At 43.6% G+C, this 14,599-nt stretch carries 14 protein-coding genes; 4 read left to right on the top strand and 10 right to left on the bottom strand.

Annotated elements, in window-relative coordinates; all coding sequences use genetic code 11:
- Positions 1-108: 108 nt before the first annotated feature.
- Complete coding sequence (locus SPUTW3181_RS07670) at positions 109-447, bottom strand: hypothetical protein (RefSeq protein WP_041408143.1); 339 nt, start codon at positions 445-447, stop codon at positions 109-111.
- Between the two features lie 158 nt (positions 448-605).
- Positions 606-1,052: a copper resistance protein NlpE gene (locus tag SPUTW3181_RS07675; protein ID WP_011788821.1), complete on the bottom strand. Its 447-nt coding sequence runs from the start codon at positions 1,050-1,052 to the stop codon at positions 606-608.
- Between the two features lie 373 nt (positions 1,053-1,425).
- Here SPUTW3181_RS07675 and SPUTW3181_RS07685 point away from each other — a divergent pair, with 373 nt between their 5' ends.
- From SPUTW3181_RS07685 to SPUTW3181_RS07690, 3 genes are all read left to right on the top strand, one after another.
- Positions 1,426-2,775, top strand: coding sequence for a sensor histidine kinase (locus SPUTW3181_RS07685; protein WP_011788822.1), 1,350 nt, complete (start codon positions 1,426-1,428; stop codon positions 2,773-2,775).
- A 559-nt stretch (positions 2,776-3,334) separates the two neighbouring features.
- Positions 3,335-3,466, top strand: coding sequence for a hypothetical protein (locus SPUTW3181_RS22225; RefSeq protein ID WP_264637150.1), 132 nt, complete (start codon positions 3,335-3,337; stop codon positions 3,464-3,466).
- A 91-nt stretch (positions 3,467-3,557) separates the two neighbouring features.
- Positions 3,558-3,860, top strand: a complete 303-nt coding sequence (locus SPUTW3181_RS07690) for a GIY-YIG nuclease family protein (RefSeq protein WP_011788823.1) — start codon at positions 3,558-3,560, stop codon at positions 3,858-3,860.
- Positions 3,861-4,707: 847 nt separating this feature from the next.
- Here the strand turns inward: SPUTW3181_RS07690 and SPUTW3181_RS07695 are convergent.
- The 4 genes from SPUTW3181_RS07695 to SPUTW3181_RS07710 form a co-directional block, all read right to left on the bottom strand.
- A complete protein-coding gene (locus tag SPUTW3181_RS07695) occupies positions 4,708-7,074 on the bottom strand; it encodes a YjbH domain-containing protein (RefSeq protein ID WP_011788824.1) in 2,367 nt (788 codons plus the stop codon).
- A complete protein-coding gene (locus tag SPUTW3181_RS07700) occupies positions 7,074-7,859 on the bottom strand; it encodes a capsule biosynthesis GfcC family protein (protein ID WP_011788825.1) in 786 nt (261 codons plus the stop codon). Before SPUTW3181_RS07700 ends, SPUTW3181_RS07695 begins: the two co-directional genes overlap by 1 nt.
- Before the next feature lie 8 nt (positions 7,860-7,867).
- Positions 7,868-8,578 (bottom strand): YjbF family lipoprotein, encoded by a 711-nt coding sequence (locus SPUTW3181_RS07705; protein ID WP_011788826.1) that lies wholly within the window; start codon positions 8,576-8,578, stop codon positions 7,868-7,870.
- A 147-nt stretch (positions 8,579-8,725) separates the two neighbouring features.
- On the bottom strand, positions 8,726-8,977 hold the full coding sequence (locus tag SPUTW3181_RS07710) for a hypothetical protein (RefSeq protein WP_011788827.1): 252 nt from the start codon (positions 8,975-8,977) through the stop codon (positions 8,726-8,728).
- 483 nt (positions 8,978-9,460) lie between these two features.
- On the opposite strand from SPUTW3181_RS07710, the gene SPUTW3181_RS07715 reads away from it, so the two are divergent.
- A complete protein-coding gene (locus SPUTW3181_RS07715; RefSeq protein ID WP_011788828.1) occupies positions 9,461-10,585 on the top strand; it encodes a patatin-like phospholipase family protein in 1,125 nt (374 codons plus the stop codon).
- Between the two features lie 142 nt (positions 10,586-10,727).
- Here the strand turns inward: SPUTW3181_RS07715 and SPUTW3181_RS07720 are convergent, their stop codons facing one another.
- The 4 genes from SPUTW3181_RS07720 to rcsF form a co-directional block, all read right to left on the bottom strand.
- The gene (locus SPUTW3181_RS07720; protein WP_011788829.1) at positions 10,728-12,443 is read right to left on the bottom strand and encodes a proline--tRNA ligase; all 1,716 of its coding nucleotides are present in this window, start codon (positions 12,441-12,443) and stop codon (positions 10,728-10,730) included.
- Between the two features lie 213 nt (positions 12,444-12,656).
- Positions 12,657-13,286: an acyltransferase gene (locus SPUTW3181_RS07725; RefSeq protein ID WP_011788830.1), complete on the bottom strand. Its 630-nt coding sequence runs from the start codon at positions 13,284-13,286 to the stop codon at positions 12,657-12,659.
- Complete coding sequence (tsaA, locus tag SPUTW3181_RS07730; protein WP_011788831.1) at positions 13,287-14,021, bottom strand: tRNA (N6-threonylcarbamoyladenosine(37)-N6)-methyltransferase TrmO; 735 nt, start codon at positions 14,019-14,021, stop codon at positions 13,287-13,289.
- Between the two features lie 138 nt (positions 14,022-14,159).
- The gene (rcsF, locus tag SPUTW3181_RS07735) at positions 14,160-14,540 is read right to left on the bottom strand and encodes an Rcs stress response system protein RcsF (RefSeq protein ID WP_011788832.1); all 381 of its coding nucleotides are present in this window, start codon (positions 14,538-14,540) and stop codon (positions 14,160-14,162) included.
- Between the last annotated feature and the right edge of the window lie 59 nt (positions 14,541-14,599).

A 14,599-nucleotide genomic window follows, 5' to 3' on the forward strand; every position in this document is an offset into this window, starting at 1 on the left:
ATTCATTTGAATTGGCATTTTTGTTTTAACGGTTTAAGACTTGTAGGCCCTTGTTTGCGCTGTTAAGCGCAAAGATGCTTTCCTCTTTGTTATTCCTATGCACCTTCGTCATTCCCGCGTAGGCGGAGGAAATCCACAGTAACTCTCTAACTCCTTCGTCATTCCCGCGAAGGCGGGAATCCACAGTAACGTCTTTGGGTGTTTTAAAAGCGAGTGACTTAAAAGCCAAAGCTGGATCCCCGCATTCGCGAGGATGACGGCTTTGTCATTCCCGCGCAGGCGGGAATCCACAGTAACGTCTTTGGGTACGGTAAAAGTGGGTGACTTAAATGCCAAAAGCTGAATCCCCGCATCGATAACTGCTCCTGGACTTTTTCTAATAAAGCGTTCTACCTCCTGTATCTGAACACCATGGAGGGTGGGAATGTCATATTTTGTATGGAACAAAATTGACCATGCAGTCGTTCGCGAGGATGACGGCTTAAATGTAATATGGCGGCGTAAGGTTTCGGTAATGGCTTGCGGCATCAGAGTTAAAATGCCGCGTAATATATGGGGATTATGAATACAAAAATTTATCGCCAACGCTAGATTGAGATTACTGCTTATTCGCTCTTCTTTTTCAGCACATAATTAGCCGCTAATTCGCCAGTGATACGCTTACCTTCAGTGTCTAGCATGATGAGTTGGTTCTCACCAACGAGATACTGAGTACCATCGGCCAAGGTGATTTTTTGTCCTTGCGCATCCCATACTGCGGTACCTGTCACTTTAAAAATCTTCTCATCTTTGCCTAAATAAATGCTTTTAAGTTCAAAGCTATTATCGGCCTTTAGGCTGATATGCGTTTCAATACCTTCGCAACTGGCACAGGGAAGTACGCCTTCGTAATTGCCGGGCCAATCGAGTGAGTTTTGACTTGTATCCCCTGTAGGAGTATTTGCCGCGGATTCAGTTTGGGCTGGTGTAGTGTCTGTTGGTTTAGGCGCAGGATCTGTGCATGCAGTGGTAAAGAGTGCTAAAAGGGCGATACCTAAAAGTGATTGTTTCATGTTGGCTCCAACCTATCAGTTCAAACTTAGAATATGAACGACCATCATACTCGGCAACCTTTACCAAGCCAAATTCACAGCACCTTAATGTTATGGCAGGAAAACTATTGTGTCTTATATAGGCGTATTGATTTTATCTTGATACTTAAATGTTATGGTGTTGATGCGGTATTTTGGGTCGTTAGCCGTTTTTTATCCTTTAAATCAAACCAGTTGTTGGATTGAATCTATACTGAAAGCAATGTCTTGTTGATTGTATGGTGTGATTGTGACGTTTTTAAAAATGTTAATATTTGGCGAATTTGACCCGTCATACCTAAGCAAATTAGTAATAAAGAGACTTACCCTACTAGTGCTAACAGGATGAGCAATCATGACACGCATGTTTGACAGGATTTTATTTGATGTTAGTCAGTCCCCTTTGATTGATAAAGGAGACTTAACTGTGGCTGCGCAGTTGATTGTATCTTCTGTTTGTAAAGGGCTGAATGTTAAGCGGGTAGGTATTTGGTTATTGAGTGAAGATAGGCAATCGATATCGTGTTTTTATCTGAGCCATCATCCCCAATTAGAGCAAACCTTGACACTGGCTCGTGTGCAATATCCCCATTATTTTGACTTATTAGATACCGAGCGAACGATAGTGCTAGATCATAGGCAACTGGATTTTACCACTCAAGAATTAGCGTCGACTTATTTCAACGCTAACAACATTACTGCCATATTAGCTAGCCCAATACGACACGATGGAAAAATGGTAGGGATTATTTGTGTTGAGCATCAAGGCGAGCCTCGCGAATGGATGCCAGATGACAAAGCGTTTGTGTCGACTTTGGCGGAAATATTTGCCCGATCGATAAGCGCAAGGGACATTCTAGATTATCAACGGCAGTTAAAAGTGGTCAATGCAGATCTTGAACTGCGGACACAGGAGCTAGAAGCCGCTTTAGCTCATTTAAGCGCGACGCAAAATCATTTGATTGAAAAAGAAAAAATGGCAGCATTAGGCAGTTTAGTGGCAGGGGTTGCCCATGAAGTGAATACCCCTCTAGGGATAGCGGTGACGTCTGTGACTCATTGTTTAGATGAACTTGCCTTACTTAAGAGATTCTTTGAATCTAATGAACTCGATCAGGAAAAATTTTTAAATTTTATGACTACGATGCAAGACGGCTTGTCTCTTGTTGATCGTAATCTTGCGCGGGCAGCAGAGTTAGTGCACAACTTTAAGCGAACGGCTGCGGATCAATCAATTTGGGAGCGGGAACGATTTAATTTAAAAGCGTATATTTTGCAGGTTTTTAGCTCATTAAAACCGTTAATGCGTAAAAAAAGTATTAGCTTAACGATTAATGTTGATGACGGTATTTATCTTTATTCTTACCCTGGGGCGATTGCTCAGATTTTTACTAATTTAGTGTCTAATAGTTTTCGCCATGGTTTCCCTGATAATTTTACGGGGGAGAAACAGATCATCGTTGAGGCAGATAAAACGAGTTCTACTATCAATATCATCTATCAGGATAGTGGTGTTGGAATGTCTGATGATATTAAAGCAAGAGCCTTTGAACCTTTTTTTACGACAGCGAAGCAATCGGGTGGTACAGGTTTAGGGATGTCTATTATTCATAATCTTGTCACTCAAAAACTTAATGGCCGTATCTCGCTTATTTCGGCTCCAAACCAAGGTGTAAAAATCGAAATGCAGCTCCCAGAGGAGTAAAGTTAAAGCACTTATTGTAAGATCCCTCGCTATTTCTATGTAGGCATAAATTCAGAACCTTTGTTATTCACTCGAAGGCTGGAATCTAGCGCCTTATGTCATTCCCGCGCAGGTTTGAATCTAACGCCTTACGTCATTCCCGCGCAGGTGGGAATTTAGCACCTTATGTCATTCCTGCGCAGGTGGGAATCTAGTACCTTATGTAATTCCCGCGAAGGTGGGAATCTAGCACCTTATGTCATTCCCGCGCAGGCGGGAATCCACAGTAACGTCTTTGTTTTTTTAAAAGCGAGTGACTCTAAAACTAAAAGCTGGATCCCCGCATGCGCGAGGATGACGGCTTTGCTATTCACAGACTCCTTCGTCATTCCCGCGCAGGTTTGAATCTAACGCCTTATGTCATTCCCGTGAAGGCGGGAATCCACAGTAACGTCTTTGTTTTTTTTAAAAGCAAGTGACTCAAAAACTAAAAGCTGGATCCCCGCATCGATAACAGCTCCCTGCACTTTTTCTAATAAAGCGTTCTATCTCTTACATCTGACCACCATGGAAGGTGGGAATGTCATATTTTGTATGGAACAAAATTGACCATGCAGTCGTTCGCGAGGATAACGATTTAGTGTTCCCTATGTCATTCCCGCACTGGTGGGAATTACGCATATTCTTTATTCCAGAACATGTGAGAATCTAGCACTTCTGCCATTTCTACACAGGAGGGATCCAGTTTTTGAGTTATTATTTAAATCACGTATAAATGGATTGTCACTACTCAAGGATGGATTATGCAACCCTATGTATACATTATGGCTAGCCAATTTAATGGTACTTTGTATATTGGTGTGACAAGCCACTTAGAACAGCGAATATGGCAGCATAAAAACGCTATTGTTGATGGATTTACCCATAAATACAAAGTCGATCAGTTAGTTTATTTTGAAGTTCATGCCTCCATGTATGATGCTATTTGTCGTGAGAAACAACTAAAAAAATGGCGCCGTGAGTGGAAAATTAATTTGATTAATTCACAAAATCCAAAGTGGGAAGATTTATGGTACACCGTCATCGTTGGATCCCCGCATCGATAACTGCTCCCTGCACTTTTTCTAATAAAGCGTTCTACCTCTTGCATCTGACCACCATGGAAGGTGGGAATGTCATATTTTGTACGGAACAAAATTGACCATGCAGTCTTTCGCGAGGATGACTGCTTTGTTATTCACAGGCTCCTTCGTCATTCCCGCGCAGGTTTGAATCTAACGCCTTATGTCATTCCCGCGAAGGCGGGAATCCACAGTAACGTCTTTGTTTTTTTTAAAAGCGAGTGACTCAAAAGCCAAAAACTGGATCCCCGCATTGATAACTGCTCCCTGTATTCTTTCTAATAAAGCGTTCTACCTCTTACATCTGACCACCATGGAAGGTGGGAATGTCATATTTTGTATGGAACAAAATTGACCATGCAGTCGTTCGCGAGGATGACGGCTTTGCTATTCACAGGCTCCTTCGTCATTCCCGCGAAGGCGGGAATCCACAATAACGTCCTTTGGGAGTTTAAAAAGCGAGTGACTCTAAAACCAAAAGCTGGATCCCCGCATGCGCGAGGATGACGGCTTTGCTATTCACAGGCTCCTTCGTCATTCCCGCGCAGGCGGGAATCCACAGTAACGTCCTTTGGTGTTTTAAAAGCAAGTGACTCTAAAACCAAAAGCTGGATTCCCTCATCGATAACTGCTCCTGCGTTATTCTACCTCCTGCATCCATGCAGTCGTTCGCGAGGATGACATGTAGAGGTGAGGATGATGTTTAGAGGAAAGAAGATGGTATTGAATGGGTTATATAAGCGCTTAATATAATGGCAGGTTCCGTCTAGATAACGGTTCCTGCCATTATGTGGTCATACTTAGAAATAACTATTAGGTTGCTAATTGCACGCTATTTTTCAGTGCTTGGTTTGGTGTACCAAGGTGCACGGGCATCTGTAACATCAAATAGATTATATTTACGCCCAAGCATTTGACCGCCATCTCGTGTCAGTGGTATCCAAGAGAGGAAAGCACGACTGTGAGTTGACTTAATGGTCATCAGATCAAATGGAACCGAGATATAGAAGCCTTTAGTAAAACTGCCTTCACCATACTCATCTGCAGACAGGTTTGTTTTAGTGGCAAAGGCCCCTACAATCACTCCGCTATCAAATTGTTTTGATAAATCAACGGTGACACCTTTATCTTCAGTGAGATATTGTCCCGCGCTGACCCTGAGTAAAGTATTAGGGAACCACTCGGGTTGATAATAAACCGTAGCATGCCCAGTCATTGCGCCTGTTTGTACTCTATAGGCTCGGCCGATGAGAGGGTCAAACTGATGTTCGTCTTTAAAGAAACCAAACATATTGTCTGGATCCCGTTGTTTTACATAGTTGACATCGATACCAAAGGCCCATTGACTATTGAGTGGGCGATACATAAATTCGGTTCCGACACCGCCATACATCATCTCTAAATAACCACCATAGGCTTGGTAGGAGACATTATCGCTAAGATTGTCCATCCAAGTGAGTTGAAGGTTATTCATCCTTACAGGGTTATCATGAACGTATTGACGGATCAGCGTTCGAACACGTTTTAAGTCAGTACCATCTGGTGGCACATCGTATAAAAACTTATCGTAGTTATCGTATAAGTTGAGGTAAAGAGAACCGCCAAATTCAAAGTTATCGGTAAACTTATAATTTGCGCTACCCGTTACTCCAATATTAAACATATAGAAGCCTTCAGAGCCTCCGAAGGATTGCACCATAGTGGGAGAAACATCAAATCCCAGTTTGTCTAGCCAGTCTGTGTTTGTTTGGGTCACGAGAGTGCCTTGGGGGGCACTCGGTACACTGACTTGGCTTGCATCACTCACTTTTGCGTTGAGATATGCAAAATTGGCCACTTTGGCAAATTTTTCAGCATCGATACGGGTTTCTGTAATCGGTTGACTGTAATGGGTTTCAATCAGACGATATTCTTTAATTTGGGATAGGGCGCTATTGTTGGCGAGTATTGTCGCGGTTCTGTGGTGAGCCTCGCTTCTATCGCGAAACTTAGTCTGTTCACCAACAACTGTGATTCTATCTGCTGCAAGATAAATTTTTGCATTGTTATAGCCTGCAATTCGTTGCAGATCCTGCGCAACCTTATTCCAGTCAGTCGTTTCTGTTGCAGCGGTTGATAGAGATGCAGTATTCACTGTGCTATCAACGTTTAGGGCCGTATCTGCTTGAATGTTGTCCGTATTGCTCTCTTGATATGAAGCAGTATCAATTGAGGCTACGCTTGATGGGGTATCTTCCGTCTGTGCTAATTGCGCTTGGGTCATAGGTGCTGCGGGTAGCGGTTTATATTTAGCCGCAGCAGGATCGCGTTTAATTTGCGTTAAGGTATTAAAGTTCGTCTGCAAGCTAAAGCCGAGCGTCCAAGTATTACCGCGCTCATAGCTTAAATGCAGATCTCCCCAGTTACCAAAACGATACAGTAAGCCGTAGTTAAACTTGCTGTCCTGAGTCATATCTATACCGCCCCGTACGACGGGAAAGTCAGACTCGTAATCGTTGGCGTCATATTCCACTTTTACCCTAAGGGGATCCCAAGGGGTTTGGTATTCCACACCACCAAAGAGTGCTGCACAGCCTTTAAACCAACGCTGATAATCGACTTCACCGCCCTTACCACCATAGGAAGTGTCTCGGTCACAGTTATAGTTAAGATCTTTTTTATCCGAGGTTAAATTACCGCTATTTCCGATATAGCCCCAGCCAATACCCAGCGTAAAATCCAAAGGGCCGACTCTTTTTGTGGCGGCAATAAATTCACCATCAAATAATCCTGTGCCGCCAAAGTCACGGACACCGATAGATGTTTCTGGTAGCCAGTAACTTTCTTCAAGTAGTCGGACTTTAAAGTCTATGCCTTTATCCGTGTATTTAGTGTTACCGCTAAAATTGGGATCGTTGCTATAAAGCAAGTCGTGCACTAAGGTGTATCGTACTGTGGTTTCAAACCAAGGAAACAATTGCACTGATGCAGTATAGTGTTGATATTCATCGTTATATGTGGTCGAAAAATTAAATTCACCCTCAGCGGCCATACGACCTGTGGGCATTTGCATTAAGCCAACACCGCCAAAATCCGATTGCGAGGGTAACAGGGTTGGATAAGCAAATTCATCAGCGGAGGCATGTAACAGTGGCAAGAGTGCCAGCGAAAGCGCAGATAAACGGCCTAAGGTATGGATGGAATGGCTAGGCTTTTTCATTACAGAGTCCGATTCTTGAGTAATTCAATGATGTTTTCATTTAAATTGGCGTAGCCATCAAATAGGCTTGAAAACTCAACAAAAAGTGTTGCACCAGGGGCGATATCCTGTGCTTGGTAATTCCAATAGGCGATAGGTTGTCTAATTGCGTTGCCATCGGGTTGAATAATCCAAACAAAGCTGGTTTCTGCGTTCTCGAGTAAACCTGCTTGTTGAAGATAATCTTTGCTGCTCGCTTGACTCTGCCATGGCATATTGCCTGTTTGAGAGACAGCGCCAACGAGTGTAATCGTGCTGGGACGAGGGGGGAGAACGAGTTGATATTTACCCTCGATAATGGCGTTATAAGACTCGGTAATACGAATCGCATCAATATCTAAGGGTTGCATGACTCGCTGCCCCAGCTTAATGCCACGTAAAAACTGCGCTAATTGGGCAAGTTTAGTAATGTAGCGACTATCATTCGTAGCTTCTCCCATCTGCGCGAGCTGAGAGAGTACTTGTTGGCGTTTAGTTTCTAATACTGCGGTATTTTCAAGATCCACTAAGGCTGCGCCTAACCAGTAAATAGGCATAACCTCTTTGTTATTCGTTTTATTATAGAGAGGCAGTTGTTGTAATCCATCTTGCACTGCTTGCCCAATACGAATGCCAGTAGGATAAACGATATGCAGTGGTGCATCTAGAGTCGAAGAGGTTGTTACAAACAGCTGAGTTTCGGCATGAGCCACTGTCGAGAATACTGAACTCACTAGCAGCGCCAAAGGTGTTAAATAGGATTTCATCGTGTCTCCTAAGACGCAAATGGCTTGAGTAAGATAATGTCGATAAAAGGCAGATTAGGCGCAATTTTCTGACGACTTTTTACCACATGCCCATTATCTGGCTTTAGCCAAAAATCATTTTGATATTGAATATTTAGACCTTCAACAGATACCGTTTCGCTATAGTGTAATAGCTGCGTTGGGGTATCGTTGATCAGGACGTTTTCGTCGGCAATCAATTTAAATTGAGAAGTCACTTTATAACCATAGTGGTACCCAGGTTGCCAGTCGAGTGTGCGAGTCCAGGTTTTTGGGGTGTTGTCTAAATGCAAACCTAGCACAATAGGATCAGGCTCATGGCTTTCTACAGCAGCTAAATTACCCTCCAGCAGATTATGGGTTTTAATTAAGCGGCCATTTATTGTCACTAACATACCATTATCTGCAGATAACCATTTGAGCTCTGTGCTGTCAGGCTCTGGTCTAACATTGGAAAGGGTCACTTTAGGTTCTGCAAAGGCTAAAACCACAAATGCCTGAGGGGTGTCGCCTATCTTGGCATAAATACTGGCATAGGGATTCGATTTCACTTGTTCAGACGTGAGCTTAACGTCATCCTCGCCGAGGAATGCTAATTTGATGGTATCGTTGAGGGCGCTAATTCGTTGACTACAACCCGTTATGCCCATCAATACGGTGGAAATGGTTAGTAGTCGCACTAGGTTTTTATTTATACGCATCCGAGTTGCTTATTCTCAATAGTAATAAATATCAAATGTAGAGAGATGTGAGAGTGATTTCAAGAAATGGAATTATTTCTACTCTTCTCTGGGTGAACAAAAAAAACAACCGCCGATAGGCGGTTGTTTTTAATTATCCAAGATGGATTAGTTAGCACCAGAATTTGAAGTCGTTGTAGTTCCAGTGCTGGTGATTGGGTTACCATCAGAGCCGTTAGAGGCTACAACAACACCCGCAACAACTGCACCCGCAGCGATTGCACCCGCAGCAAGACCACCAACAGCACCACCAGTGGTTGCGCCACCAGTTGCAGTACCGGTTTCAGTTTCCGCAGCGTTAACAGATACAGAAGCGAACATAGTTAAAGCTGTAACAAGTGCTAATGAAGTTTTTTTCATCGTGATTCCCTTTTAGAAAAAATTAACCTAATTTTTAGCTAATCTAGTACGGCATGATAGGTGATTCAAGTGCAATATTCAATGTTAAATTTATTTAAGCATTCCAACTTTTGACTGATATTTAGTCTTGTGCTTAAGAAATACTCCTTATTTTTTAATGTGTTTTGGAGATTGTGATACGAATTAAGATAGACCTAATGAATGCTTTTTCCTTATATCATTTTCAATGTACATATACAAAGTCCTAGCCGTGTATGCTGCAATGTCAACGTTTTTAGTATGAGATTTTCAGACTCTCGAGCTGAGGTTAGGCACAAGTAGCTGTGGATTGTTATTTATTCGATCTTCGTTTCTATAACAACATTATTTGTTTCCAAAACTTTAAAATTGCATAAATTCTCTAAGGATCAAGTGCTCGGACTTGCTTTTTAGCGATATGCATTGCTTTAATAAATTATTAAAACAATTAATTGGGCCTGTACATTGCCAACATCTACAGCATTAGTTCTCGGCGGCGGTGGTGCTCGAGCCGCCTATCAAGTAGGCGTGTTAAAGGCACTCGTTCAGCTTTATCCACGCAACCATGGTATTCCCTTTAAAATCATTTGCGGAACATCCGCTGGAGCCATTAATGGTACTGCGATTGCGACCCATGCATCTTGCTTTCACCTTGGAGTGAGAAAACTGGAATGGGTCTGGCGCCATTTTGAAACTCGAAAAGTTTATCGTGCCTCTATTTTTGGGGTATTGAGCCATTTAGCAAAAATGGCACTTAAGGGAATGCAGGATGATAAAGTGAATACGGATGCGGGTAGTTTGCTTGATAATGATCCCTTAAGAAAACTGCTTAACGAACTTATCGATTTCAAACGGATTGACCGTAATATACGCAGTGGCTCACTGACTGCGCTTAGTGTGGATACATCCTGTTATAACAATTCCCGTTCAGTGACGTTCTTTCAAGCCTCTCGGGATATTGATAATTGGACAAGAGCAAGACGTAGTGGTCAACGTATGATGCTCAATACTGAGCATTTATTAGCGAGTTCAGCGATTCCTATGGTGTTTCCATCCATTAAGCTCAATCAGGCTTATTATGGTGATGGTTCGGTTCACCAACTTGCACCATTATCAAGTCCTATCCACTTAGGTGCCAAAAAACTATTAGTGATTAACTTAGATAGCCCGCATAAGCACTTTCCGATGGAATTGGAATACCACCCAAAAACAGCCACTATTGCAGGTCATCTACTTGATACTATCTTTTCAGATACCCTTAATAGCGATCTTGAAAGATTAGAGCGGATCAATAATACCTTGGCGCAGATCCCCGAGGAAAGCCGTAAAAAACTGACGTTACAGCCTATAAAAACCTTAGTTATCAAACCGAGTGAAGACTTAAGTAAGCTTGCCGCGCGGTTTTATGATGATATGCCTTGGGCAATAAGGGTTTTACTTGGTTTTACCGGCATTAATCGCCAGTCAGATTCGAGTATTGTGTCTTACTTATTGTTTGAAAAATCCTATACCAGTGCGTTAATCGATTTAGGGTATAAAGATGCAATGGAGCAAATGAATGAGCTTAAAGCCTTTTTTGATTTAAACTAGACCTATGAGCCGAGTTTGCCCTATTTTAGCCAATGATGATGTATTGATATTCACGATCGTTAAAATGGACTTTTCAATGGCAATAAAAAACGCACTTAATCTTAAGTGCGTTTTTTCATGCTTATCTGAGTAACATTAAGCGTTAGCTTTTAACCGCATTTTTCAGGAAATCAACAAGTTGATCGAACGGAATATCTTGTTTCTCACCTGTGCGGCGGTTTTTGTATTCAAATACGCCCGCATCGATATTGCGATCGCCAATCACCACAGTGTGTGGGATACCAATCAGTTCCATATCGGCGAACATCACGCCTGGACGCTCTTTACGATCATCCAATAACACTTCGATACCCGCTGCGCTTAAGTCTTTGTATAACTGCTCGGCGATATCGGTGACGCGGTGTGACTTGTGCATATTCATAGGTAAAATGCCCACACTGAACGGCGCAATCGCTTCTGGCCATACAATGCCGCGGTCATCAAAGTTTTGCTCAATCGCAGCGGCTACAATACGGCTCACGCCAACACCGTAGCAACCCATCAGCAATACCTGAGATTTACCGTTTTCATCAAGAACCGTGGCATTCATTGATTTAGAGTAGTTAGTGCCGAGTTGGAAGATATGGCCGACTTCAATACCGCGTGCCATCGCATAAGTCCCTAAACCATCAGGTGTGGGTTCACCTTCAACCACGTTACGGATATCGGCCGCTTGGGCTAGTGGCAGATCGCGCTCCCAGTTGATACCAAAGTAGTGTTTATCATCCACGTTGGCACCGGCTGCAAAATCGCTCATCACGCTGACGCTATGGTCGATAATGATTGGCATATTCAGACCAACAGGGCCAAGTGAACCTGGACCTGCGCCAATGGCGTCACGGATCAGCGCTTCTGGCGCCATTTCCAATGGTGATGCGACTAAGTCTAACTTGTCAGCTTTGACTTCGTTGAGTTCATGGTCACCACGAACGATTAACGCCACTAGCGGAGCGGCTTCGGTCGCACCTTTAACGATTAAGGTTTTGACTGTTTTAGTGATATCCAAATCAAACTGCTCAACTAATTCCGCAATAGTCTTTGCATTTGGGGTATCGACTAAACGCAATGCTTCAGTGGCTGCGCCGCGTGGTTCAGTTGGCATAGGTGATTCGGCTTTCTCAATGTTAGCTGCGTAATCGCTGCCCGTTGAGTAAGCAATTAAATCTTCACCGCTTTGTGCTAGAACATGGAACTCGTGTGACATACTGCCACCGATAGAACCCGTATCGGCTAATACTGGGCGGAAAGCTAAGCCCATACGCGATAGAATGTTGCTATAGGCTGTGTACATGGCCTCATAGGTTTCATTCATGGTATCGACGTCAAGATGGAAAGAATAAGCATCTTTCATCAAGAATTCCCGTGAGCGCATCATGCCAAAACGTGGGCGAACTTCATCACGGAATTTGGTTTGAATTTGGTAAAGGTTCAGCGGTAATTGCTTGTATGAGCTGACTTCTTTACGAATGAGATCGGTGATCACTTCTTCATGGGTTGGCCCCAGTACGAAGTCGCGATTGTGACGATCTTTAAAGCGCAGTAGCTCTGGACCAAATTTGTCCCAACGACCCGTTTCTACCCACAAATCAGCCGGTTGTACCATCGGCATTAGAATTTCAATCGCTCCGGCTTTGTTCATTTCTTCACGAACAATCGCTTCGACTTTTCGTAGTACACGTAAGCCCGTGGGGAGATAGCTGTAAAGGCCAGACGCATTACGACGGATCATGCCCGCACGTAACATTAATTGATGACTAATGACCTCTGCATTGGCAGGAGTTTCTTTTTGTGTTGATAGCAGGTACTTGCTGACGCGCATTACCGATGTCCAAATTTGAGTTGAATGGGCGCCATTTTATCACCTGCTTTGGTGATGTCACCTAGGGATTTAGGTTAAATTCAGTTAGCTGGCAGATAAATGGCATTTTTTGATGCTGGATAACGGATAACGGATAACGGATAACGGATAACGGATAACGGATAACGGATAACGGAGGAAGAGCGCTGCTAGTATCAAGATTCTCGTTTCTGCTTACTTATCCCGCCTATCGCCAATCACGCGTGCAGGATTGCCAGCGACAATAGCCCAGTTGGGCACATTTTTAGTCACGATGCTGCCCATTCCGACCACGGCGTGATCGCCAATGGTCACACCATCGACTATCCCAGCCTGCGCGCCAATCCACACATCTTTGCCTATAACAATGCCTTTGGAGTTGGCGGCTTGTTGATATATAGGTGTATCTGGTGCCATGCCGTGGTTAAAGGCATAGATGGTGACATTGTTGGCAATGCGAGTTTGGTCACCAATCTGAATTCCCACTCGACCACCATCGAAGGAGCAGCCATGATTAATCGCGACTTCATTCCCTAAAGTGATAGGCCCATGTAAAAAACACTCGGCGGCAATCATGCAGCGATCGCCGATATTGATGTCGCGATTTGGTTCGGCAAATAACTGTGCCTCGGGGGCAATAAAACAGTTATCACCTATGGTGACTGTTTCGAGGGCACAAAGAGCCGCTTGTACTTGATCCTGCCAAGGCTTTGCCCAGACTAAGTGTTTTTCTTTTAATGAAAAATACAGCCAAGGCATCCAAGACAGGCGCTTTTTATGTTGGCTTTGATAATCAGGTTTTGATGTAGGCGTTGGCGCAGACATTTAGCCACATTTCCCCGGTTTGAGTTCGAGCACTTGAATGTATTCCCGTTCATTGTCATCGACCGCCATCTGCCAGAAGATATCTAAATCATATAAAGCGACTTGGTATAACTTAGGATCATCCTTGGCTTTTTTATATGCTGGGCGAGGATCTTGCCCCAATACGCCGCGGATAAGTATCGCTAAATCAGTATAAGCGTCCTGTTTGCCATAGGTATCAATCTGGGTCGTTGCGAGAACGGAAAACACTACGCTAATCAGTTTAGGCGCTTCTTGGGCGATACCGCCCACAGCATTCATAATCGAATCTGAGAAGGGAATATAGGGCTTAATATCAATTATCGGCGTGCCATCGACAAGATCCATACCCGAAATTTCAAGGCACACTTTGCCCTTACGCTGCACAACCCCGTGGAGTTTAACAACCGACTGACCAATGCCATTAGGCCTAAAAGTGGAGCGGGTGGCAAACACGCCGAGTTTTTCATTACCACCTAAACGGGGTGGCCGAACTGTGGTTTTCCAGCCTTGGGCGAGATTTTCATGGAAGCAAAACAACAACCAAAGGTGGGAATATTGCTCTATGCCACGCACAGCATCGAGATGATTCACATGAGGTTCGAGTTCGACATAGCCGCGAGCTTCAACGAGTCCGGGTTGTCTTGGAATACCAAACTTTTGTTTATAAGGTGTACGGCATGTCGCTATGGCGACAATTTGGTTGGTAAATGTCATGCAGAAAATTACCTAAAAGGGAAATATAACAACCGCTTAAATTTGTGATTAAATGCCTATTGTTAAGGATTAATCATCAAGCGGTTGATATGGGCAATCTCAGATCGTTACAAGCTGTACGTTTAACACCCGTAAGTCCTACTCGGTTGTGGCAGTCTTAATCGCTTGGCCTACGCATAGTGCGCGGCTAATACAACCTTGAGCAGCTTCTTCAAATATGACACATTGCTTGATGATAATACCGTTCGCGCCTTTATCCGCCGCACTTCGGCGAGCTTGGGTTCTGGCATCGGCTAGGGATGCTGGCACGGCATTAATATCGGCTTGGCAAGATTCACCTTGCACTAAACCTTTTAATTCATAATGGCCTTTAGGCAGGGTATCACCTTCGTAGAGAGTGACATCGGATGCCTTGAAATAGTCATTAATCGCCTCTGTATCTAAATTACTGTTAAAACGGTAATCGCTTGCACAGGCACTGAGCAGTAACACTAATGCACTTGAGAGGATGATTTTCATGGTTTGACCTGAGGTTGAGGAAAAATGGCGCAGCCCAATGGACTGCGCGATACGATATT

It is taken from the genome of Shewanella sp. W3-18-1, from assembly GCF_000015185.1.
Classification (GTDB): Bacteria; Pseudomonadota; Gammaproteobacteria; order Enterobacterales; family Shewanellaceae; genus Shewanella; species Shewanella putrefaciens.

What these genes read in the sequence shown, in the direction of transcription:
- SPUTW3181_RS07685 (WP_011788822.1), top strand. Translation starts at nt 1,426, where the DNA reads ATGACACGCATGTTTGACAGGATTTTATTTGATGTTAGTCAGTCCCCT.
- SPUTW3181_RS22225 (WP_264637150.1), top strand. Translation starts at nt 3,335, where the DNA reads ATGTCATATTTTGTATGGAACAAAATTGACCATGCAGTCGTTCGCGAG.
- SPUTW3181_RS07710 (WP_011788827.1), bottom strand. Translation starts at nt 8,977, where the DNA reads ATGAAAAAAACTTCATTAGCACTTGTTACAGCTTTAACTATGTTCGCT.
- tsaA (WP_011788831.1), bottom strand. Translation starts at nt 14,021, where the DNA reads ATGACATTTACCAACCAAATTGTCGCCATAGCGACATGCCGTACACCT.
- SPUTW3181_RS07675 (WP_011788821.1), bottom strand. Translation starts at nt 1,052, where the DNA reads ATGAAACAATCACTTTTAGGTATCGCCCTTTTAGCACTCTTTACCACT.
- SPUTW3181_RS07690 (WP_011788823.1), top strand. Translation starts at nt 3,558, where the DNA reads ATGCAACCCTATGTATACATTATGGCTAGCCAATTTAATGGTACTTTG.
- rcsF (WP_011788832.1), bottom strand. Translation starts at nt 14,540, where the DNA reads ATGAAAATCATCCTCTCAAGTGCATTAGTGTTACTGCTCAGTGCCTGT.
- SPUTW3181_RS07695 (WP_011788824.1), bottom strand. Translation starts at nt 7,074, where the DNA reads ATGAAAAAGCCTAGCCATTCCATCCATACCTTAGGCCGTTTATCTGCG.
- SPUTW3181_RS07720 (WP_011788829.1), bottom strand. Translation starts at nt 12,443, where the DNA reads ATGCGCGTCAGCAAGTACCTGCTATCAACACAAAAAGAAACTCCTGCC.
- SPUTW3181_RS07700 (WP_011788825.1), bottom strand. Translation starts at nt 7,859, where the DNA reads ATGAAATCCTATTTAACACCTTTGGCGCTGCTAGTGAGTTCAGTATTC.
- SPUTW3181_RS07725 (WP_011788830.1), bottom strand. Translation starts at nt 13,286, where the DNA reads ATGTCTGCGCCAACGCCTACATCAAAACCTGATTATCAAAGCCAACAT.
- SPUTW3181_RS07705 (WP_011788826.1), bottom strand. Translation starts at nt 8,578, where the DNA reads ATGCGTATAAATAAAAACCTAGTGCGACTACTAACCATTTCCACCGTA.